The 20,195-nt window shown below is 64.2% G+C and carries 20 protein-coding genes; 11 read left to right on the top strand and 9 right to left on the bottom strand.

All coding sequences use genetic code 11. The features are described 5' to 3' along the window. Positions 1 to 176: 176 nt before the first annotated feature. The 4 genes from trpE to trpC are packed head-to-tail and all read left to right on the top strand — an operon-like array spanning position 177 to position 4,151. The gene (trpE, locus tag ACYCAX_RS01940) at positions 177 to 1,664 is read left to right on the top strand and encodes an anthranilate synthase component I (RefSeq protein ID WP_460247325.1); all 1,488 of its coding nucleotides are present in this window, start codon (positions 177 to 179) and stop codon (positions 1,662 to 1,664) included. An 11-nt stretch (positions 1,665 to 1,675) separates the two neighbouring features. Next, positions 1,676 to 2,272, top strand: a complete 597-nt coding sequence (locus ACYCAX_RS01935) for an aminodeoxychorismate/anthranilate synthase component II (protein ID WP_460247324.1) — start codon at positions 1,676 to 1,678, stop codon at positions 2,270 to 2,272. Further along, on the top strand, positions 2,269 to 3,318 hold the full coding sequence (gene trpD / locus ACYCAX_RS01930) for an anthranilate phosphoribosyltransferase (protein WP_460247323.1): 1,050 nt from the start codon (positions 2,269 to 2,271) through the stop codon (positions 3,316 to 3,318). Before ACYCAX_RS01935 ends, trpD begins: the two co-directional genes overlap by 4 nt. Then, positions 3,315 to 4,151 (top strand): indole-3-glycerol phosphate synthase TrpC, encoded by an 837-nt coding sequence (trpC, locus tag ACYCAX_RS01925; protein ID WP_015475287.1) that lies wholly within the window; start codon positions 3,315 to 3,317, stop codon positions 4,149 to 4,151. The genes trpD and trpC overlap by 4 nt, the downstream gene beginning before the upstream one ends. Before the next feature lie 153 nt (positions 4,152 to 4,304). Here the strand turns inward: trpC and crp are convergent, their stop codons facing one another. Continuing rightward, complete coding sequence (gene crp, locus ACYCAX_RS01920) at positions 4,305 to 4,952, bottom strand: cAMP-activated global transcriptional regulator CRP (RefSeq protein ID WP_015475288.1); 648 nt, start codon at positions 4,950 to 4,952, stop codon at positions 4,305 to 4,307. Between the two features lie 377 nt (positions 4,953 to 5,329). Here crp and ACYCAX_RS01915 point away from each other — a divergent pair, with 377 nt between their 5' ends. Both ACYCAX_RS01915 and speD read left to right on the top strand, forming a co-directional pair. Then, positions 5,330 to 5,752, top strand: coding sequence for an OsmC family protein (locus tag ACYCAX_RS01915; RefSeq protein WP_015475289.1), 423 nt, complete (start codon positions 5,330 to 5,332; stop codon positions 5,750 to 5,752). Between the two features lie 222 nt (positions 5,753 to 5,974). After that, complete coding sequence (speD, locus tag ACYCAX_RS01910; protein ID WP_015475290.1) at positions 5,975 to 6,769, top strand: adenosylmethionine decarboxylase; 795 nt, start codon at positions 5,975 to 5,977, stop codon at positions 6,767 to 6,769. Positions 6,770 to 6,897: 128 nt separating this feature from the next. On the opposite strand, the gene coq7 is transcribed toward speD, so the two are convergent. After that, positions 6,898 to 7,545 carry a 2-polyprenyl-3-methyl-6-methoxy-1,4-benzoquinone monooxygenase gene (coq7, locus tag ACYCAX_RS01905; RefSeq protein ID WP_015475291.1) on the bottom strand — a complete coding sequence of 216 codons (648 nt, stop codon included), beginning with the start codon at positions 7,543 to 7,545 and terminating at the stop codon, positions 6,898 to 6,900. Between the two features lie 97 nt (positions 7,546 to 7,642). Continuing rightward, entirely contained in the window at positions 7,643 to 7,981 is a 339-nt protein-coding gene (locus ACYCAX_RS01900) for a histidine triad nucleotide-binding protein (RefSeq protein WP_460247322.1), read from the bottom strand. Between the two features lie 91 nt (positions 7,982 to 8,072). Here ACYCAX_RS01900 and ACYCAX_RS01895 point away from each other — a divergent pair, with 91 nt between their 5' ends. Next, positions 8,073 to 9,554, top strand: a complete 1,482-nt coding sequence (locus tag ACYCAX_RS01895) for an AAA family ATPase (protein ID WP_015475293.1) — start codon at positions 8,073 to 8,075, stop codon at positions 9,552 to 9,554. Between the two features lie 7 nt (positions 9,555 to 9,561). On the opposite strand, the gene ACYCAX_RS01890 is transcribed toward ACYCAX_RS01895, so the two are convergent. The 4 genes from ACYCAX_RS01890 to hemJ all read right to left on the bottom strand — a co-directional run bounded on the left by ACYCAX_RS01890 (position 9,562) and on the right by hemJ (position 13,032). Further along, the gene (locus ACYCAX_RS01890) at positions 9,562 to 10,350 is read right to left on the bottom strand and encodes an SDR family NAD(P)-dependent oxidoreductase (protein WP_460247321.1); all 789 of its coding nucleotides are present in this window, start codon (positions 10,348 to 10,350) and stop codon (positions 9,562 to 9,564) included. A 56-nt stretch (positions 10,351 to 10,406) separates the two neighbouring features. Further along, the gene (locus ACYCAX_RS01885) at positions 10,407 to 11,516 is read right to left on the bottom strand and encodes a DUF805 domain-containing protein (RefSeq protein WP_460247320.1); all 1,110 of its coding nucleotides are present in this window, start codon (positions 11,514 to 11,516) and stop codon (positions 10,407 to 10,409) included. A gap of 106 nt (positions 11,517 to 11,622) precedes the next feature. Further along, positions 11,623 to 12,591 carry an NAD(P)H-dependent flavin oxidoreductase gene (locus ACYCAX_RS01880; protein WP_294978992.1) on the bottom strand — a complete coding sequence of 323 codons (969 nt, stop codon included), beginning with the start codon at positions 12,589 to 12,591 and terminating at the stop codon, positions 11,623 to 11,625. Positions 12,592 to 12,609: 18 nt separating this feature from the next. After that, complete coding sequence (hemJ, locus tag ACYCAX_RS01875) at positions 12,610 to 13,032, bottom strand: protoporphyrinogen oxidase HemJ (protein WP_177324593.1); 423 nt, start codon at positions 13,030 to 13,032, stop codon at positions 12,610 to 12,612. A gap of 257 nt (positions 13,033 to 13,289) precedes the next feature. On the opposite strand from hemJ, the gene ACYCAX_RS01870 reads away from it, so the two are divergent. The 3 genes from ACYCAX_RS01870 (at position 13,290) to erpA (ending at position 16,171) form a co-directional block, all read left to right on the top strand. Further along, positions 13,290 to 14,567: a chloride channel protein gene (locus ACYCAX_RS01870; RefSeq protein ID WP_460247319.1), complete on the top strand. Its 1,278-nt coding sequence runs from the start codon at positions 13,290 to 13,292 to the stop codon at positions 14,565 to 14,567. An 83-nt stretch (positions 14,568 to 14,650) separates the two neighbouring features. Next, on the top strand, positions 14,651 to 15,685 hold the full coding sequence (argC, locus tag ACYCAX_RS01865) for an N-acetyl-gamma-glutamyl-phosphate reductase (RefSeq protein ID WP_460247318.1): 1,035 nt from the start codon (positions 14,651 to 14,653) through the stop codon (positions 15,683 to 15,685). Between the two features lie 135 nt (positions 15,686 to 15,820). Then, positions 15,821 to 16,171, top strand: coding sequence for an iron-sulfur cluster insertion protein ErpA (gene erpA / locus ACYCAX_RS01860; RefSeq protein ID WP_015475300.1), 351 nt, complete (start codon positions 15,821 to 15,823; stop codon positions 16,169 to 16,171). Positions 16,172 to 16,228: 57 nt separating this feature from the next. Here erpA and ACYCAX_RS01855 read toward each other — a convergent pair whose 3' ends face one another. Continuing rightward, positions 16,229 to 17,320: an anhydro-N-acetylmuramic acid kinase gene (locus tag ACYCAX_RS01855; protein ID WP_460247317.1), complete on the bottom strand. Its 1,092-nt coding sequence runs from the start codon at positions 17,318 to 17,320 to the stop codon at positions 16,229 to 16,231. Between the two features lie 3 nt (positions 17,321 to 17,323). Further along, the gene (locus tag ACYCAX_RS01850) at positions 17,324 to 18,769 is read right to left on the bottom strand and encodes a peptidoglycan DD-metalloendopeptidase family protein (protein ID WP_294978983.1); all 1,446 of its coding nucleotides are present in this window, start codon (positions 18,767 to 18,769) and stop codon (positions 17,324 to 17,326) included. A 182-nt stretch (positions 18,770 to 18,951) separates the two neighbouring features. On the opposite strand from ACYCAX_RS01850, the gene tyrS reads away from it, so the two are divergent. Next, a complete protein-coding gene (tyrS, locus tag ACYCAX_RS01845; RefSeq protein WP_015475304.1) occupies positions 18,952 to 20,151 on the top strand; it encodes a tyrosine--tRNA ligase in 1,200 nt (399 codons plus the stop codon). The last annotated feature ends 44 nt before the right edge of the window (positions 20,152 to 20,195 follow it).

Below are 20,195 nucleotides of genomic sequence, written 5' to 3'. Positions count from 1 at the left end.
AGTCCGTTTTTCCCTCAGAGCCCGTTTACTATCTGCTGCGCGTCGGCGGCACTGCGTTGAAGTCGCTTTCGAGATGCCTATTTACTGCGTGTAAACTCCGCTCTCTCAAGCGATTTCGCCTTGTTCCGCTCTAGCTCGCGAGATCCTAAACAGGCTCTTATTCCACGAGGCTGATCATGACCCGCGAAGAATTCCAGCGCCTGGCCGCCGAAGGCTACAACCGCATTCCGCTGACCTGCGAAACCCTTGCCGACTTCGACACCCCGCTGTCGATCTACCTGAAGCTGGCCGACGGCCCCAACACCTACTTGCTCGAATCCGTGCAGGGCGGCGAGAAGTGGGGCCGCTACTCGATTATCGGCCTGCCCAGCCGCACCGTGCTGCGCGTCTACGGTCACCAGGCGAGCATCAAGGTCGACGGCGTCGAGACCGAAAGCTTCGAATGCGCCGACCCGCTGGCCTTCGTCGAGGAGTTCAAGGAGCGCTACCGCGTGCCGACCATCGCCGGCCTGCCGCGCTTCAACGGCGGCCTCGTTGGTTACTTCGGCTATGACTGCGTGCGCTACGTCGAGCAGCGCCTGGCGCAGTGCCCGAACCCCGATCCGCTGAACAACCCCGACATCCTGCTGATGGTCTCCGACGCGGTGGTGGTGTTCGACAACCTCGCCGGCAAGATGCACGCGATCGTCCTCGCCGACCCGGCCCAGGCCGACGCCTACGACCAGGGCCTGGCGCAGCTGGAAGAACTGCTGGAGCGCCTGCGCCAGCCGATCACCCCGCGCCGCGGCCTGGACTTCAGCGCCGTGAACGCCCCGGAACCGCAGTTCCGCGCCAGTTTCACCCGCGAGGACTACGAGCGCGCCGTCGGCACCATCAAGGAATACATCCTGGCCGGCGACTGCATGCAGGTCGTGCCGTCGCAGCGCATGTCCATCGACTTCAGCGCAGCGCCGATCGACCTGTACCGCGCACTGCGCTGCTTCAACCCGACGCCCTACATGTACTTCTTCAACTTCGGCGATTTCCACGTCGTCGGCAGTTCGCCGGAAGTGCTGGTGCGCGTCGAGGACGGCCTGGTCACCGTGCGCCCGATTGCCGGCACCCGCCCGCGCGGTGCCACCGAGGAAGCCGACGTGGCCCTGGAAGAGGACCTGCTGTCCGACGCCAAGGAGCTCGCCGAGCACCTGATGCTGATCGACCTCGGACGCAACGACGTCGGCCGCGTCTCCGAGACTGGCAGCGTGAAGGTCACCGAGAAGATGGTGATCGAGCGTTACTCCAACGTCATGCACATCGTTTCCAACGTGAACGGCCAGCTCAAGGCCGGCATGAGCGCGATGGACGCCCTGCGCGCGATCCTGCCGGCCGGCACCCTGTCCGGCGCGCCGAAGATCCGCGCGATGGAAATCATCGACGAGCTGGAGCCGGTCAAGCGTGGCGTCTACGGCGGTGCAGTCGGTTACCTGGCATGGAACGGCAACATGGACACCGCCATCGCGATCCGCACCGCGGTGATCAAGAACGGCGAACTCCACGTCCAGGCCGGCGGCGGCATCGTCGCCGACTCGGTTCCGGCGCTGGAATGGGAAGAGACCATCAACAAGCGCCGCGCCATGTTCCGTGCCGTGGCCCTGGCCGAACACACCGCCAAGATGCAGGGTTGAGGAGTACCGCCATGCTGCTGATGATCGATAACTACGATTCCTTTACCTACAACCTGGTGCAGTACTTCGCCGAGTTGAAGGCCGACATCCACGTCATTCGCAATGACGAACTGAGCGTCGGCGAGATCGCCGCGCTCAATCCCGAACGCATCGTCCTGTCTCCCGGCCCGTGCACGCCGAACGAGGCGGGCGTGTCGCTGGCGGTGATCGAACACTTCTCCGGCAAGCTGCCGCTGCTCGGTGTCTGCCTCGGCCACCAGTCCATCGGCCAGGCCTTCGGCGGCGACGTGGTGCGCGCGCGCCAGGTCATGCACGGCAAGGTCAGCCCGGTGTTCCACAAGGACCAGGGCGTGTTCGCCGGCCTGAACAACCCGCTGACCCAGACCCGTTACCACTCCCTGGTGGTGAAGCGCGAGACGCTGCCCGACTGCCTGGAAATCACCGCCTGGACGGCGTTGGAGGACGGTTCGGTCGACGAGATCATGGGCCTGCGCCACAAGACGCTGAACGTCGAGGGCGTGCAGTTCCACCCCGAGTCGATCCTTTCCGAACAAGGCCACGAGATGCTGGCCAACTTCCTCAAGCAGACCGGCGGGGTGCGCGCATGAACATCAGGGAAGCCCTCAACCGGGTGGTCAACCAACTGGACCTGACCACCGAGGAAATGCAGGACGTCATGCGCGAGATCATGACCGGGCAGTGCACCGACGCGCAGATCGGCGCCTTCCTCATGGGCATGCGCATGAAGAGCGAGACCATCGACGAGATCGTCGGCGCCGTGGCGGTGATGCGCGAGCTGGCCGACCAGGTCGAGCTGGACAGTTTGAAACACGTGGTCGATGTGGTCGGCACCGGTGGCGATGGCGCCAACATCTTCAACGTGTCCTCGGCGGCGGCCTTCGTGGTCGCCGCGGCTGGCGGCAAGGTCGCCAAACACGGTAACCGCGCGGTCTCCGGCAAGAGCGGCAGCGCCGACCTGCTGGAAGCCGCCGGCATCTACCTGGACCTCAAGCCGGTGCAGGTGAAGCGTTGCATCGAGACTGTCGGCGTCGGCTTCATGTTCGCCCAGGTCCACCACAAGGCCATGAAGCACGCTGCCGGCCCGCGTCGCGAGCTGGGTCTGCGTACTCTCTTCAATATGCTCGGCCCGCTGACCAACCCGGCGGGCGTGAAGCACCAGGTGGTCGGCGTGTTCAGCCAGGCGCTGTGCCGCCCGCTGGCCGAGGTGCTCAAGCGCCTGGGCAGCGAGCACATTCTGGTGGTGCACTCGCGCGATGGCCTGGATGAGTTCAGCCTCGCCGCGGCCACCCACATCGCCGAGTTGAAGGACGGCGTGGTCACGGAATATGAAGTGCAGCCCGAGGACTTCGGCATCAAGAGCCAGAGTCTGATCGGCCTGACCGTGGACAGCCCGCAGGAGTCGTTGGAGTTGATCCGCGATGCCCTGGGGCGTCGCAAGACCGAGGCCGGGCAGAAGGCTGCCGAACTGATCGTGCTCAACGCCGGCGCCGCGCTCTACGCCGCGGACCTGGCCACCAGCCTGCACGAAGGCATGCAACTTGCCCATGACGCCCTGCACACGGGGTTGGCGCGAGAGAAGATGGAAGAACTGGCGGCCTTTACCGCCGTTTACCGAGAGGAGAACGCACAGTGAGTGTGCCGACGGTTCTGCAGAAGATCCTGGCCCGAAAGGTCGAAGAAGTCGCCGAACGCCGTGCCCGTGTGAGCATCGCCGAGCTGGAGCAACTGGCGCGTACGGCGGACGCACCGCGCGGTTTTGCCGCTGCCCTGCTGGAGCGCGCCAAGCGCCGCGAGCCGGGTGTGATCGCCGAGGTGAAGAAGGCTTCGCCGAGCAAGGGCGTGCTGCGCGAGAACTTCGATCCCGCCGACATCGCCCGTAGCTACGAGGAGGGCGGTGCCACCTGCCTGTCCGTGCTGACCGACGTGGACTTCTTCCTCGGCAGCGATGCCTACCTCAAGGAGGCCCGTGCGGCCTGCAAGCTGCCGGTGATCCGCAAGGATTTCATGATCGATCCGTATCAGGTGGTGGAGGCCCGCGCCATCGGCGCCGACTGCATCCTGCTGATCGTCTCGGCGCTGGATGATGCACGGATGGCCGAACTGGCGTCGGTGGCCAAGGACGTCGGCCTGGATGTCCTGGTGGAGGTGCACGATGGCGATGAGCTGGAGCGTGCGCTGAAGACCCTCGACACTCCGCTGCTGGGTATCAACAACCGCAACCTGCACACCTTCGAGGTGAGCCTGGAAACGACCCTCGACCTGCTGCCGGAAATCCCGCGCGACCGCATGGTGATCACCGAGAGTGGCATCCTCAACCGCGCCGATGTCGAGCTGATGGAAGTCAGCGACGTGTTCGGCTTCCTGGTGGGCGAGGCGTTCATGCGCGCCGAGGAGCCGGGTACCGAGCTCAAGCGCCTGTTCTTCCCCGAGCGCAGCAAGGTCAAGCTCGGCGCCGATCCGGACTGAATCCGCAGGAGCGAGCCTGCTCGCGAAAAAACTGACCAGGGACACGCCGGACGAATCGGGGAGTCGCCAGGGGTCGCGAACCAGCTCGCTCCTACCCGGAAGCCACAGACAGAAAAGCCGGCGATTGCCGGCTTTTCTGTCTGTGGCTGATCGTCAGCGGGTGCCGAAAACCACCATAGTCTTGCCTTTCACGTGGACCAGGCCCTGTTCTTCCAGGCTCTTGAGCACGCGGCCGACCATTTCGCGGGAGCAGCCGACGATGCGGCCGATTTCCTGGCGGGTGATCTTGATCTGCATGCCGTCCGGGTGGGTCATGGCGTCCGGCTGCTGGCACAGGTCCAGCAGGGTGCGCGCGACACGGCCGGTGACGTCGAGGAAGGCCAGGTCGCCGACCTTGCGGGTGGTCTTGCGCAGGCGATCGGCCATCTGGCTGCCGAGAGTGAAGAGTATCTCCGGGTCCTGCTGGCTCAGTTCGCGGAACTTGGTGTAGCTGATCTCTGCAACTTCGCACTCGGTCTTGGCACGCACCCAGGCGCTACGCTCCTGGCTGGTGCTGCCTTCCTTCTCGAAGAGCCCCATCTCCCCGAAGAAGTCGCCAGTGTTGAGATAGCCGATGATCATCTCGCGGCCATCGTCGTCTTCGATCAGTACAGTCACCGAGCCCTTGATGATGAAGAACAGGCTCTCGCAGCGGTCGCCAGCGTAGATGATGGTGCTCTTGGCGGTGAAGCGGCGGCGGTGACAGTGCGCGAGCAACTTGTCGAGGTTCTTGATTTTGGGTGTAAGGGTAATAGCTACCATGCCCGAGTCCCGGAAAGTAAAAAAAAGTGGCCTTTGCACAACAGGCGTCTAATGATTTTTTATTCAGCATGCGTGGTGCCGTGCATCCCTGGCTCGATCCCCCTCGATCCGCAGGGCGGCAAAATTGCCCACTTGACGCAACTTGCCCGTACGTAAATCGGCAAGAGCTTAACAGACGATGTGTTACCGATAATTGGAAAACCGGAACATTCGTCAGGACAATTTCCAAGAGTGTGCCAGTAAAATGGCGTCAGCTTAAGCAATAAATGCCGGTGATCCTCGCCGAAATGCGACACAGCTAACAGCCAGCGGCCTCGCTGGGCGCCTGGAGGGCCTGTGATAAGCTGACGCCCCTTTTTTTGGCGGAGTTCTTCTCAATGAAAGCGCGAATCCAGTGGGCTGGCGAAGCGATGTTCCTCGGCGAGTCCGGCAGCGGCCACGTGGTGGTGATGGACGGTCCGCCGGATGCCGGTGGCCGCAACCTGGGCGTCCGTCCGATGGAGATGCTCCTGCTCGGCCTGGGCGGCTGCACCAACTTCGACGTGGTGAGCATCCTGAAGAAGGGTCGGCAGCCGGTGGAAAGCTGTGAAGCCTTCCTCGAAGCCGAGCGCGCGGATGAGGACCCTAAGGTGTTCACCAAGATCCACGTGCATTTCGTGGTCAAGGGCCGTGGCCTGAAGGAAGCGCAGGTCAAGCGCGCGGTCGAGCTGTCGGCCGAGAAGTACTGCTCCGCCTCGATCATGCTCGGCCGTGCCGGCGTCGAGATCACCCACGACTACGAGATCGTGGAACTGGGCTGACAGCCTGCTTCATCCTTTCATCATCAAGAGTGCGCAAACTGTGGCAGAGGTCGCCTGACCTCTGCATAATGCGCCACCTTTTTTCCGGGTCCCCACCCGAAACCAAGCAACCACAATCGCCATCGCGAAGAGGTGTGAACCGTCCTACGCAGGTGCCGCCGTACGCATCTGACGGGCATGCTCAACCACGCGGCAGAGCCGCATTTGATGAGAGTTCCCACGGTGAAAAGCAAACTCAAGCTCCACGGGTTCAATAACCTGACGAAGACCTTGAGCTTCAACATCTATGACATCTGCTATGCCGAGACGCCTGAAGACCAGCAGGCTTACGTGCAGTACATCGACGAAGAGTACGACGCCGAACGTCTCACGCAGATCCTCACCGATGTTGTCGACATCATTGGCGCAAACATCCTGAACATCGCCCGTCAGGATTACGATCCGCAAGGCGCCAGCGTGACCATCCTGATCTCCGAGCAGCCGGTCACCCCGACCGACAGCCAGATCGAGGAATCCCCCGGGCCGCTGCCGGAAACCATCCTGGCGCACCTCGACAAGAGCCATATCACCGTGCACACCTATCCGGAGATCCATCCGGTGGAAGGCATCGCGACCTTCCGTGTGGACATCGACGTCTCCACCTGTGGCGTCATCTCGCCGCTGAAGGCGCTCAACTACCTGATCCACCAGTTCGACTCGGATATCGTCACCGTGGATTACCGCGTGCGCGGCTTCACCCGTGACGTGGAAGGCAAGAAGCACTTCATCGACCACGAGATCAACTCGATCCAGAACTACCTCTCCGACGACACGTACGAGGCCTATCAGATGACCGACGTGAACGTGTACCAGGAGAACCTGTTCCACACCAAGATGCTGCTCAAGGAGTTCGACCTGGACAACTACCTGTTCGGCGACGCGACCCGCGACCTGTCGTCCGAGCAGCGCAAGCAGGTGGAAGAGCGCGTGCGCCACGAGATGCTGGAAATCTTCTACGCGCGCAACATGCCGCGTTAAGTTTCGCTCCAGAACAAGAAAGCCGCCTTCGATGGGCGGCTTTTTTTTCTGGAGCGGCTGTAGGCGGCAAACTATCGGCCGCAGGCAAGCGCGAAGGTGCCGGCGCCATGCTGATCGCCTGAAACCGCTCAAATCCGATAGGTGGACTTGGTCATCACCTTCGACAGCAGGGTCATGCCGAACTTCACCGGCGCCGGGAAGCGCAGGCCGCCGGCTTCGATGGCGCTGGTGGCGTGCTGTTCTTCGTCGACGCGCATCTGTTCGAGGATGGCGCGGGACTTCTGGTCCCCGACGGGAATCTCGGCCAGGTGTTCGTCGAGGTGCTTGCATACCTGGTCTTCGGTGGCGGCGACGAAGCCGAGGCTGATGCGGTCGCTGATCAGCCCGGCGGCGGCGCCGACACCGAACGACAGGCCATAGAACAGCGGATTCAGCACGCTCGGCCGGCTGCCCAGTTCGCGGATACGCTGCTCGCACCAGGCCAGGTGGTCGACTTCCTCGTCGGCGGCTTCTTCCATCGCCTTGCGTACCTGCGGCAGCTTCGCGGTCAGCGCCTGCCCCTGGTAAAGCGCCTGGGCGCAGACTTCACCGGTATGGTTGATACGCATCAGTCCGGCGACATGGCGGGCATCGGTTTCGCTGAGCTCGGCGTCCGGCTGGACGACGGCGGGCGAGGGGCGGCCCGGATGACCGCTGAAGGGCAGCAGGGTGCGCAAGGCGGCATCGGCCTGCAGCAGGAAACGGTCGGCGGGGGAGTAGTGACGGTCGGCGGACATGGCGCACCTGTCGGAAAAAACATTCGACCGGCAGTTTACCGGATGGCGGATGACAGGTCTTGCCGTGGTGCGCGCAAAGAGCTTCGGCGCCCGTTCGTCAACCCGGAGGCCAGTGCATCTGGCGCTGGCCAAGCACGTGCATATGGATGTGGTGCACGGTCTGCCCGCCCAGGTCGTTGCAGTTCATCACCACGCGGAAGCCTTCGTCGCACCCCTGCTCCTTCGCCAGGCGCTGGGCGGTGAAGAGGATGTGGCCGGCCAGCGGCTTGTCCGCTTCCTGCAGGTCGTTGAGGGTCGAGATGTGCCTCTTCGGGATTACCAGGAAGTGCACTGGCGCCTGCGGGCCGATGTCGTGGAAGGCGATTACCTGGTCATCTTCATAGAGCTTGCGCGCGGGAATGTCCCCGGCGACGATCTTGCAGAACAAACAGTCCACGGACGTTCCTCCGATCAGGTGGGTGGAACAGCAGTTTAGCGGCCGTGACCCGTACCGCCCAGATTCGTGGCGGCATTCGCAAGGAGCCAGCGTGCAGAACGATATCCATGACCTGGGCCTGGTGCTCGATTCCAGGGTCAAACTGATCGTGATCGAGTCCTGGGACGAACCCCGGGTACTGGAAACCCTGACCGGCCTGGCAGTGCGCCGCGGACTCGACCTGCGACTCTGGTCGGCGACCGAGGGTTTGCGGCGCCTGGGCTTCGGCGGTGAGCCGGACGGCGAGGGCGACAGCCGCGAGGCGGAAACCGCGCTGCGGCTGATCAAGGCTGACCCGCAGCCGACCCTCTACGTACTCTGCGACCTGCATCCCTACCTCGAGGACAATCCCCGCGCGGTTCGCCTGCTCAAGGAAGTGGCGATGGCCGAGGGGACGTTCAAGCCCACGCTGATGCTGGTGTCCCATGCCCTGAAGCTGCCTGCGGAAGTCCAGCGCTTCGCCGCGCGCTTCGCGCTGTCGCTGCCCTCCGAAGACGAGCTGCTCGGCATTGTCCGCGAGGAAGCCGCGCGCTGGAGCGAACGCCACAGCGGGGCGCGGGTGCGCACGGACAACCGGACCCTGCGGCAGGTGGTGAAGAACCTGCGGGGGCTGACTCATGGCGAGGCCCGCTTGCTGGCGCGGGGCGTGATCTGCAACGACGGGGCGATCACCCAGGAAGACCTGCCGGAACTCAATCGCACCAAGTTCGAGCTGCTCAATCTCGATGGCGTGCTCGGCTTCGAGCATGACACCGCGCGCTTCGCCGAGGTCGGCGGGCTGGCGAACCTCAAGCGCTGGCTCGGCGAACGGCAGAGCGCCTTCACCGAGAGCAAGGACAAGGACCTGCCCAAGGGTGTGCTGCTGGTCGGCGTGCAGGGTGGCGGCAAGAGCCTGGCGGCCAGGGCGGTGGCCGGGCTCTGGGGGCTGCCGCTGCTGCGCCTGGACTTCGGCAGCCTGTACAACAAATACTTCGGCGAGACCGAACGCAACCTGCGCGAGGCGTTGCGCCTGGCCGACAGCATGGCGCCCTGCGTGCTCTGGGTGGACGAGATCGAGAAAGGCGTGGCCACCGGCGACCAGGACAACGGCGTCAGCCAGCGCGTGCTGGCCACCCTGTTGACCTGGATGGCTGAGCGCAAGGCACTGGTGTTCATGGTGGCCACGGCCAACGCCATCGATCGCCTGCCGCCGGAGCTGGTGCGCAAGGGGCGCTTCGATGAGTTGTTCTTCGTCGATCTGCCGGAGCGCGACGTGCGCATGGATATCTTCCGCATCCACCTGAGCCGCCGCGAGCTGGACGTGGCGCAGTTCGAGCTGGACATATTGGCCGATGCCGCCGACGGGTTTTCCGGTGCGGAGATCGAACAGGCGGTGGTCGGCGCCTTCTACGCGGCGCAGGCGCGGCAGAAGTCGGTGGATCAGCCGTTGCTGCTGGAAGAGATCCGCCGAACGGCGCCGCTGTCGGTGGTGATGGCCGAGGAATTGGCCGAGCTGCGGGCGTGGGCCGATGGCCGTACGGTGCGCGCCGACTGAGTGCGGTTCAGCCGGCCAGCGCCATGCGGTTGAGGCGGCCGGCCAGCTTGCGCACGGCCCAGCGCGGCAGCAGGCGCACGGCCAACGCCATCAGGCGGTTGCGCCAGCCTGGAATGATGATCGCCGGCGCCCGACGCAGGGCCCTGACGGTGCGGAAGGCGACTTCCTCGGGCGACATCATCAGCTTGCTGCCGTCGAAGCGAGCGGTCCGCAGGTTCGCATTGCGGAAGAAGGCGGTACGGGTCGGGCCGGGGCACAGCACGGAAACCTTGATGCCGCGGCCGCGCAGTTCCTCGCGCAGTCCCTCGGAGAAGTGCAGCACGAACGCCTTGCTGGCGTAGTAGCTGCTCATCCACGGACCGGGCAGCAGGCCGACCACCGAGGCGACATTGAGAATCTGCCCGCCACCGCTGCGCTCTATCATGGCGCCGATGCCGTGGCAGAGCCGTGCCAGGGCCAGGACATTGAGTTCCAGCAGTTCCTGCTCGCGGGACCAGTCCTGGTCGACGAAGGCACCGGAGGAGCCGATGCCGGCGTTGTTCACCAGCAGCTCGATCTGTCTCCCGCTCTGCTCCAGCTCGTGCAGCAGGCCCGAGATCTGTAGCGGTTCGGACAGGTCGCAGGCGCGGAACAGTACCTCCACCCCGAAGCGTTGCGACAATTCGCAGGCAGCGGTCTCCAGCGCATCGCGCTGGCGGGCCACCAGGATGAGTGCCTGGCCGCGCCGGGCGAGGGCTTCGGCCAGCGCCAGGCCGATACCGCTGGAGGCGCCGGTGATGAGGGCAAAACGAGGCATTCAGAGGTCTCTGTGGCGAGGGTGGCGTTCGACCACGCCCGCCACGGGTTGTTGCATTACTGTTCGGTGCTGCTTTCGTCGTCGGAGTCGGCGCCTTCGGTGTCGCCACTGTTGAACTCGTCCGACGGTTCTGCCGTGGCGGCGTCCGGCTCGGCCGATTGGTACTGGGTGGCCTGGGCGCGCTCGACGTACTGCTGATAAGCGGGCAGAGCGATGGCGGCGAGAATACCGGCAACGACCGGGAATAGCAGCCAGGTGAAGGCCAGGACCTTGACGCTGGTGCTGTTGGGCGGCGGCGGCGGGCCGTAGCGGTTGGCGGTCTGCTCGCCGGGCATGAACAGCATCACCAGGCTCAGTACCGCGTTGACGAATGGCACCAGCAAGGCCAGCCAGAGCCAGCCGGACCAGCCGAGGTCATGCAGTCGCTGTACACCGATGGGCACGCTGAAGACCGCGGCGGCGATGACCACCACGGCGAGGGCGACGACTCCGAGGGGCAGCGAGACGGCCAGCAGCAGGCTGGCGACCAGGTAGGCCGCGAAGCAGATCAAGGACAGCGCGGCGGACCAGCCGAGGTAGCGGACGCGGCCGATCCGGCCGGACAGGCTGCGGATGTTCAGTTCGCCGTACTCCGGCAGCTCATCGCTCACGTTGGCCTGGGGCGGTGCGTAGGGGGAGTTGGCCGTCGCCGAGGCGACGTTGCCGGGAGCGCTTGCGGTGGGGGCTGCGCCGGTGGCCGCCAATTCTGCCTGCCGGGCAAGGTACTTCTCGATGATGATGCCGCATGCGCTGCACTCGCCGGACCTGGGCTGCACATGCCCGCATTTGGGGCAGGTCATCTGGTCGCCGTCGGCCGCTTTGGCGGCGGCGCGGCTGGCGAGTGTCGCTTCGCTGGGATGATCGTCGGTCTCGACCAGACTCAGCCCCACCTTGCCGTCGGCTTCCTTGCGAGCGTTGGCGCCCGCGCCGTGCAGGGCGCGGAGGTACTTGTCGGCTTCGTCGTCGGAGAGGTCGCGCTTGAGCACCACGGGCTTGCCGCTGAACAGCGCGTCGATCTTCGACGTGTCGCTCTTGAACAGGCGGGCGAGATTCTCCTTGGCGGTCTCCATCGGGGTCTGCGGCATCAGCGTGCCGTCGAACACGATCTTGAAGCGGGCTTGGTCCATCGGGGCATCCTTGTCAGTGGGCTGTGGTGATATCGATACAGCGTAATCGCGCCGTTTGGGGCCAACAAGCGGCCCCGAGGCACATATCGGTGAGCGGTGGCGCTGGTCAGACCAGCAGTTGGCCGGGCAGCGTCGTGCTGCGGGCCAGGGCCTGGCGGTACTCGTTGTCGAGTCGCCCGATCAGTTCCTCCACCGACGGCAAGTCGTGAATATTGCCGACGCCCTGGCCGGCCGACCAGACGGTCTTCCAGGCCTTGGCCTCGTCGCTGACCGGCTTGAGCTTCTCGCCATAGTTGACGTCGGCCTTGTCGGTCAGGCGCTTCATGTCGAAGCCGGCGGACTCCAGGCTCTGGCGCATGAAGCTGGCCGGCACGCCGGACACCGCAGGGGTATGGATGATGTCGGCGGCGCGGGCTTCGAGGAGCATCCTCTTGTAGTCGGTGGACGCGTTGCTTTCGCGGGTGGCGATGAAACGGGTGCCGAGGTAGGCGAGGTCGGCGCCGAGGATCTGCGCGGCGAGAATCTCATGGCCGTGGTTGATGCAGCCCGCCAGCAACAGGGTCTTGTCGAAGAACTGGCGGATCTCCGCGACCAGCGCGAAGGGGCTCCAGGTACCGGCATGGCCACCGGCGCCGGCGGCGACCGCGATCAGGCCGTCGACGCCGGCCTCCGCGGCTTTCTCGGCATGGCGGCGGGTGGTGACGTCATGGAACACCAGTCCGCCATAGCTGTGCACCGCATCCACCACTTCGCGCACGGCGCCCAGGCTGGTGATGACGATGGGCACGCGATGCTCCACGCAGAGCGCCAGGTCCGCCTGCAGGCGCGGGTTGCTGTGGTGGACGATGAGGTTCACCGCATAGGGCGCGGCCTTGGGGTCGGCGGCCAGCCCGGCCTCGATTTCTTCCAGCCAGGCCTTGAAGCCGCTGCTTTCGCGCTGGTTCAGCGCCGGGAAGCTGCCGACGATGCCGCCCTTGCAGCAGGCCAGCACCAGTTGTGGGGTGGACACCAGGAACATCGGCGCCGCTACCAGGGGAACGCGCAGGCGGCGGTCGAGCAGGGTGGGCAGGGACATGACAGTCTCCTTGTCGGGTCAGAAAGGTTTGACGACCACCAGGATCACGATGGCGATCAGGAACAGCACCGGCACTTCGTTGAACCAACGGTAGAACACATGGCTGCGGGCGTTTTCGCCGCGGGCGAAGCGTTTGAGCATGGCCCCGCAGGCATGGTGGTAGCCGATCAGCAGCACGACCAGGGTGAGTTTGGTGTGCATCCAGCCCTGGCTGAGCCAGGCGGGATTGAGGTAGAGCATCCAGGCGCCGAGGACGATGGTGAGGATCATCGAGGGGCCCATGATGCCGCGGTAGAGCTTGCGCTCCATCACGCAGAAGCGCTCGCGGCTGGCGGCGTCCTCGCTCATGGCGTGGTAGACGAACAGGCGCGGCAGATAGAAGAGGCCAGCGAACCAGCAGATCACGGCAATGATGTGAAAGGCTTTGAGCCACAGGTACAGCATCGGGACTTCCTCGAATCAGCGATGAGCCGATAGTAGTGGCGCGCTGCAATGGCGTCATCCCTGCGTCTATTACACTGGGGGTGTCAGTGCCTTATCCCGTGCGTGGCGCGTTGTCGCGCATGCCGCATGGCATCCGGAAGATGCCAGGCCCGCAGCTCATGTCCGAACCGACGCCGCCCGAGAGCCCCGCCGCACCCGCAGCCGATGCTTCACCCCACGTCGCACCCCGCCGTTCGTTGGCTCGACACCCGCAGGTGCGTCAGTGGCGGCGAAGTCTGGCGTTCTGGGCCGGGGCCCTGCTGGTCGGGCTGGTGGCGCTGGCCTTCGCGCATCTGGCGGACCTGGCCAGCGCGACCTTTCGCTGGGTGGTCGCGCAGAACCAATGGTTGCCCTGGCTGATCTGCCCGCTCGGTTTCGCGGGGCTGGCGTGGGTGACCCAGGGTGCGCTGAAGAACACCCGGGGTAGTGGCATTCCCCAGGTGATAGTCGCTCTGGGGCAACGCAGCAGCCGCATCCGCAATGAGTTGCTGTCGCTGCCGATTGCGCTGGGCAAGCTGTTCGTGACCTTGCTGGCACTGCTGGTCGGGGCGTCGGCGGGCCGTGAGGGGCCGACCGTGCACATCGGCGCCGCGCTGATGTATTCCTTCGGCCGTCGTCTCGGGCTGTACGACAAGCACACGATCTCGGGCCTGATCATCGCCGGTGGCGCAGCGGGCATCGCCGCGGCCTTCAATACGCCCCTGGGCGGCGTGGTGTTCGCCATCGAGGAAATGAGCCGCACCTTCGAGCAGCGCTTCAGTGGGCTGGTGCTTACCGCCGTGTTGCTGGGCGGCATGGTGACGCTCGGGCTGATGGGCAGCTACAGCTACTTCGGCCGGCTCTCCGAAAGCATGCCACTGGGGCCGGCCTGGATCGCGGTGGGGGCCTGCGGGCTGCTCGGCGGATTGCTGGGCGGCATTTACTGCCGGTTGGTCCTGCCGGCCCGGCGCGGCCCGCTGAGCTTCATCAGCCGCTGGCGCGGGCGCTGGCCGATTCGTTTCGCCGCCGCCTGTGGCCTGCTGCTGGCGCTGCTGGGTCTGCTTTCGGGGCATCATGTGTTCGGCACCGGCTATGCGGAGACTCGCTCGATCCTCGAAGGCCAGCCGGTGGTGGAGCATGACTTCCTGCTGTGGAAGTTCATCGCCAACGTGGTTTCCTATATCGCCGGAATTCCCGGCGGCCTGTTCTCCCCGTCGCTCACCGTCGGCGCCAGCCTGGCGCCCTGGCTGGCGCCGTTGATTCCCGGCGCGAGCCTCCCAGCGGTGGGGTTGCTGGGGATGTCCGCCTACCTTGCCGGGGTGACGCGCACGCCGCTGACCGCCACGGTGATCACCGTGGAGATGTCCCACAGCCCGGACATGCTGATCCCGATCCTCGCCGCCACCCTGCTGGCCAGCGGCATCTCCGCGCGCATCAACCCGCTGCCCATCTACCACGCGCTGGCCCGTCAGATGCAGGAAACCCTGTCGCCGACCAAAGGGTCCCAAACCTAGGCGGATTCGCTCTGTTCAGCGGGGACAGTGGCTCATATCATGGGTGCCCCTGAATTTGGCCCCATAGGTGGAGTGACAGGCAGATGATCAAGGTCGGTATCGTAGGCGGTACGGGTTATACGGGCGTGGAACTGCTGCGCCTGCTGGCACAGCATCCCCAGGCGCGCGTCGAGGTGATTACCTCGCGTTCCGAGGAGGGCGTGAAAGTCGCCGACATGTACCCGAACCTGCGAGGCCACTATGACGGCCTGGCCTTCAGCGTGCCGGACGTGAAGCGTCTGGGCGAGTGCGATGTGGTGTTCTTCGCCACCCCCCACGGCGTGGCGCATGCACTGGCTGGCGAACTGCTGGCCACCGGCACCCGGGTGATCGACCTGTCCGCCGACTTCCGCCTGCAGGACGCAGAAGAATGGGCCAAGTGGTACGGCCAGCCCCACGGTGCGCCTGAGCTGCTGCCCGAGGCCGTCTACGGCCTGCCGGAAGTGAACCGCGAGGCGATCAAGTCCGCACGTCTGATCGCTGTGCCCGGTTGCTACCCGACCGCTACCCAGCTCGGCTTCATCCCGTTGCTGGAGAACGGCCTGGCCGACACCAGCCAACTGATCGCCGACTGCAAGTCCGGCGTCAGCGGCGCCGGTCGTGGCGCCAAAGTCGGCTCGCTGTTCTGCGAAGCCGGTGAAAGCATGATGGCCTACTCGGTCAAGGGCCACCGTCACCTGCCGGAAATCAGCCAGGGTCTGCGCCGCGCGGCCAAGGGCGACGTCGGTCTGACCTTCGTGCCGCACCTGACTCCGATGATCCGTGGCATCCACGCGACCCTGTACGCACGCGTCGCTGATCGTGGCGTCGACCTGCAGAAACTGTATGAAGAGCGCTACGCCAACGAGCCTTTCGTCGACGTGATGCCGGCCGGCAGTCATCCGGAAACCCGCAGCGTGCGCGGCGCCAACGTCTGCCGCATCGCGGTACACCGTCCCCAGGGCGGCGACCTGGTGGTGATCCTGTCGGTGATCGACAACCTGGTGAAGGGCGCGTCCGGCCAGGCGATCCAGAACATGAACATCCTGTTCGGCCTGGACGAGCACCTGGGCCTGTCCAACGTCGCGCTGTTGCCGTAAGGAACGATCGCCCCAAGGAGCGCTCGATTGATCTGCACCAAAGGATGAGTCGGATTAGTTGACCGTTTTTCTGGGGTAAGCGGATAATAGCCCGCAATGTTGTAACGTACGGCTTCGGCCGGGAGAGTTGTCACCATGACCATCGAAACCTTCACCCCCACCCCGCTGGTGTTTTCCCACGGCGCTGCGACCAAGGTGAAGAACCTGATCGACGAAGAAGGTAATCCGCGACTGAAGCTGCGGGTGTTCGTCACGGGCGGTGGCTGCTCAGGCTTCCAGTACGGGTTCACCTTCGATGAGGACACCGCGGACGACGACACCATCGTCGAGCGCGATGGTGTCAGCCTCGTGGTCGACCCGATGAGCTTCCAGTACCTCGCCGGTGCGGAAGTGGACTACCAGGAAGGCCTCGAAGGTTCGCGGTTCGTCATCAAGAACCCGAACGCAGCGACCACCTGCGGCTGCGGCCAGTCCTTCTCGATCTGATGCCGTAATCACGAAAACGCCGCGCAATTGCGCGGCGTTTTCGTTTGTGCGGCCGATTCAGGCGGGATAGAGCGCGCCGAGGATGCGTGGACCTCGCGCCGCGGTGACTTCCGCGCAGTTGCCCGGCAGGCGTTCGAGGAAGCGATGGGCCAGCCAGGCGAAGGCCATCGCCTCCATCCACTCCGGCGGTACCCCGCGATCGATGCTGCTGATGACGCTGGCGCCAGGCAGGTGCGCGGCAAGACTCTGCATCAGCGTGGCGTTGAAGGCGCCGCCGCCGCAGACCACCACTTCCTGGCAGTTGGGCTGGGCGTCCAGCAGGGACTCGGCGATGCTGTGGGCGGTGAGTTCCAGCAGGGTTGCCTGCACATCCTCGACCTTCACGGCGCCGTGATGGGCCAGGATCGTGTTCAGCCAGTCCAGATTGAAGCGTTCGCGCCCGGTACTCTTCGGTCCACGGGCGGCGAAGAAGTCGTCCGCGAGCATCTTCTGCAGCAGCATCGAATCGATCGAGCCACTGCCCGCCCAGGCGCCGTCACGGTCATAGGGTTCGCCGCGTTGCTCCTGGATCCAGGCGTCCAGCAACACGTTGCCAGGCCCGCAGTCGAAGCCGCGAACCGGCTTGCCGGGCGTTAACAGTGAGACGTTGCTGAATCCGCCGATATTGAGGATCGCGCACTCGCGGCTGTCCCGGCCAAACAGGGCCTGGTGGAATGCCGGAACCAGGGGGGCACCCTGGCCGCCGGCAGCCACGTCTCGGCGGCGAAAGTCGGCGACTACGTCGACACCGGTGAGCTCGGCGAGCAGGGCAGGGTTGCCGATCTGTACCGTGAAGCCCAGTTGCGGCTCATGGCGGATTGTCTGCCCGTGGCTGCCAATGGCGCGAATGGCGCTGGCGTTGAGGCCTTCGCGGGAAAGGAGCTCATGAATTCCCTGCGCGGCCAGGCGTACCCAGTGATTCTCCGCCAGGGCAGAGCGGGCGATTTCATCGGGGCCGGAGGAGCAGAGCGCCAGGAGGTCGGCACGAAGGGCCGCAGGCATGGGAAGGTAGTGGGAGGCGAGCAGGGTGGTCTGCTCGCCTTGCTTGACCAAGGCGATGTCCAGCCCGTCGAGACTGGTGCCGGACATCACCCCTAGATAGAGCGGCATGGCTCAGCGCTTGTTCAGGGCCAGGAAAGTCGCCTTCTCCTGGTCCATGCGCGCGATCAGCGGTTGGGCCTGAGCCAGGAAACGCTTGCGCTCCTGGCCGCTCAGCGGATCGGCCGTCGGCAGCTTGGCGCTCAGCGGGTCGACGTGCTTGCCGTTGACCTGGAACTCGTAATGCAGGTGCGGGCCGGTGGCGAGGCCGGTCATGCCGACGTAACCGATGATCTGGCCCTGCTTCACCGCCACACCCGAACGGATGCCCTTGGCGAAACGACTCATGTGGCCGTACACGGTGCGATAGCGCTGACCGTGCTGGATCACCACGGCGTTGCCATAACCGCCCTTGCGGCCGGCCTCGAGGATCTTGCCGTCGCCGGTCGCCTTGATCGGCGTGCCGGTCGGCGCTGCGTAGTCGACGCCTTTGTGTGCGCGAATCTTGTTCAGGACGGGGTGGAAACGCCCGATCGAGAAGCGCGAGCTGATGCGGGCGAAGTCCACCGGCGTACGGATGAACGCCTTGCGCATGCTGGTGCCGTCGGCGCGCAGGTAGCTGGTGTTGCCCTGTTTGTTGGTGTAGCGCACCGCGGTGTATGGCTTGCCACGGTTGACGAAGCGTACGGCGAGGATGCTTCCGGTACCGACCTGCTTGCCCTGCACTTGCTGGGACTCGTAGATCACGTCGAACGAATCGCCTTCGCGAATATCCTGGGCGAAGTCAATGTCGTAGCCCAGGATGCTGGCCATCGACATGATCAGGTCGTGCGACAGTCCGGCATTCCGGCCGGCAACGAACAACGAGCTGTCGATGCGGCCGTGGGCGTAGTTGGCGTGCACCGAGGGTTTGACCACGTCGCGCTTGAAGTCATAGCCCCTGGCGGATTTGCTCAGGCTGATGGTCTCCAGGTCGTTGCGCTTGATCTTCAGGCCCTGCAGGTCGCCCTTGGCGTCAATGAGGAAGTCCACCTCCTGGCCGACATCCAGGCGGGTGAACTGCTTGGCGCTCTTGTTGGCGGCAAGCACGTCGTGCACGGCGTTCGCCGGCAGGCCGGCCTTCGCGAACACGTTGGAAAGAGTGTCGCCCTTGCCCACGGTCACGCTTTTCCACGCAGGTTCTGCGGGAGCGGAGGGGGAGGGTTGCTGGTTCGAGTCGGCGAGATCGTTCTTTTTGTCCGCGTCTTTTCCGGCGCTGTTCTGGTTATCGGACGAGCCTTCTATCTGTACAAAAGGAGAAGAATCGTCGTCTTCCGTGACCGGATTGGGTCGAAGATCGTCTTTTTCCTGAGTGATGCGGTCGGTACCGCTGTCCAGCTCCAGATTGAGCGTGGTCTTCTTCGCCTCGACCTCGGCCGAGGGGAACACCAGCAGAGCCAGGCTGAGGAGCGCTGCTACACCGCTTGCGGCCAGCAGATGGCTCTTCGGGTAGTACGGCGCTTTCTGATTGGATTGCGTCATGGCGTGAGTGGTGTTTTGGGAATGTGAAATAACTGCCTAAAATATAACCAAATTCCTTCAGAGGCAACCCTGCTGACGGAGATCTGGCGTACTGTCCTCTGGCGCCGGGCAAAACTTGTTTTTAGTGCCTGTTCTTGTATCGTTGGTTCCCTTTCGTAATTCGCAACGTACAGGAACCTGCAATGAAGTCGGTCGAAGAGCAGCTGGCGCTGATCCAGCGCGGAGCAGACGAAATTCTCGTGGAAGCCGAGCTGATCGAAAAGCTCAAGCGCGGCCAGCCCCTGCGTATCAAGGCTGGATTCGACCCGACCGCCCCCGATCTGCACCTCGGTCACACTGTTCTTATTAATAAGCTGCGCCAGTTCCAGGAGCTGGGGCATCAGGTGATCTTCCTGATCGGTGACTTCACTGGGATGATCGGTGACCCCAGTGGGAAAAGTGTTACCCGTCCACCCCTCACTCGCGAGCAGGTTCTCGAGAACGCCGAGACCTACAAGGCTCAGGTCTTCAAGATTCTCGACCCCGCAAAGACCGAGGTAGCCTTCAATTCCACCTGGATGGACCAGCTTTCCCCCGCTGATTTCATCCGCCTGGCTTCCCAGTACACCGTTGCTCGCATGCTGGAACGCGATGATTTCAGCAAACGCTATGCCAGCAATCAGTCCATCGCTATCCACGAGTTCCTTTATCCGCTGGTTCAGGGCTACGACTCCGTCGCGCTGCGCGCCGATGTCGAGTTGGGTGGCACTGACCAGAAGTTCAACCTGCTGATGGGGCGGGAACTGCAGCGTGCCTACGATCAGGAGCCGCAGTGCATCCTGACCATGCCGCTGCTGGAAGGCCTGGACGGCGTGAAGAAGATGTCCAAGTCCCTGGGCAACTACATTGGCATCCAGGAAGCGCCGGGCGTCATGTACAGCAAGCTGGTTTCCATCCCGGATACCCTGATGTGGCGTTACTTCGAGCTGCTGAGCTTCCGTTCTATGGAAGAGATCGAGGACTTCAAGAAAGACGTCGACTCGGGTGCCAATCCGCGTGACATCAAGATCAAGCTGGCCGAAGAGATCGTGGCTCGCTTTCATGGCGAGGAGGCGGCCGCTTCGGCGCACAAGTCCGCGGGTAACCGCCTGAAGGATGGCGAACTGCCGGCAGACCTGCCGGAAGTGGAAGTTGCTGCGGCGGAAGACCTGCCGATCGGCGCTGTCCTTAATAAGGCGGGCCTGGTGAAGAACTCCGCAGTTGCTCGCGATCTGCTGTCGTCTAGCGGTGTGCGCGTAGACGGTGAGGTCGTGGATCGCAGCTTCGTCTTCAAGATTGGCGCTGTTCATGTTGTCCAGGCCGGCAAGAAAGCCTTCGCTCGCGTCTCCTTGGTGGCCGAGTAAGAAAGTTTGAAAAAGTCGTTGACGGGTCGTTTCAAGTCCCTATA

This window comes from Pseudomonas sp. MT3, assembly GCF_054720805.1.
The sequence above is the reverse complement of the archived record's forward strand: the minus strand, read 5'-3'. Positions and strand labels throughout refer to the sequence as shown.

What these genes read in the sequence shown, in the direction of transcription:
- ACYCAX_RS01935 (WP_460247324.1), top strand. Translation starts at nt 1,676, where the DNA reads ATGCTGCTGATGATCGATAACTACGATTCCTTTACCTACAACCTGGTG.
- trpE (WP_460247325.1), top strand. Translation starts at nt 177, where the DNA reads ATGACCCGCGAAGAATTCCAGCGCCTGGCCGCCGAAGGCTACAACCGC.
- ACYCAX_RS01885 (WP_460247320.1), bottom strand. Translation starts at nt 11,516, where the DNA reads ATGGACCAAGCCCGCTTCAAGATCGTGTTCGACGGCACGCTGATGCCG.
- tyrS (WP_015475304.1), top strand. Translation starts at nt 18,952, where the DNA reads ATGAAGTCGGTCGAAGAGCAGCTGGCGCTGATCCAGCGCGGAGCAGAC.
- ACYCAX_RS01850 (WP_294978983.1), bottom strand. Translation starts at nt 18,769, where the DNA reads ATGACGCAATCCAATCAGAAAGCGCCGTACTACCCGAAGAGCCATCTG.
- erpA (WP_015475300.1), top strand. Translation starts at nt 15,821, where the DNA reads ATGACCATCGAAACCTTCACCCCCACCCCGCTGGTGTTTTCCCACGGC.
- argC (WP_460247318.1), top strand. Translation starts at nt 14,651, where the DNA reads ATGATCAAGGTCGGTATCGTAGGCGGTACGGGTTATACGGGCGTGGAA.
- crp (WP_015475288.1), bottom strand. Translation starts at nt 4,952, where the DNA reads ATGGTAGCTATTACCCTTACACCCAAAATCAAGAACCTCGACAAGTTG.
- ACYCAX_RS01915 (WP_015475289.1), top strand. Translation starts at nt 5,330, where the DNA reads ATGAAAGCGCGAATCCAGTGGGCTGGCGAAGCGATGTTCCTCGGCGAG.
- trpD (WP_460247323.1), top strand. Translation starts at nt 2,269, where the DNA reads ATGAACATCAGGGAAGCCCTCAACCGGGTGGTCAACCAACTGGACCTG.
- ACYCAX_RS01855 (WP_460247317.1), bottom strand. Translation starts at nt 17,320, where the DNA reads ATGCCGCTCTATCTAGGGGTGATGTCCGGCACCAGTCTCGACGGGCTG.
- ACYCAX_RS01890 (WP_460247321.1), bottom strand. Translation starts at nt 10,350, where the DNA reads ATGCCTCGTTTTGCCCTCATCACCGGCGCCTCCAGCGGTATCGGCCTG.
- ACYCAX_RS01880 (WP_294978992.1), bottom strand. Translation starts at nt 12,591, where the DNA reads ATGTCCCTGCCCACCCTGCTCGACCGCCGCCTGCGCGTTCCCCTGGTA.
- coq7 (WP_015475291.1), bottom strand. Translation starts at nt 7,545, where the DNA reads ATGTCCGCCGACCGTCACTACTCCCCCGCCGACCGTTTCCTGCTGCAG.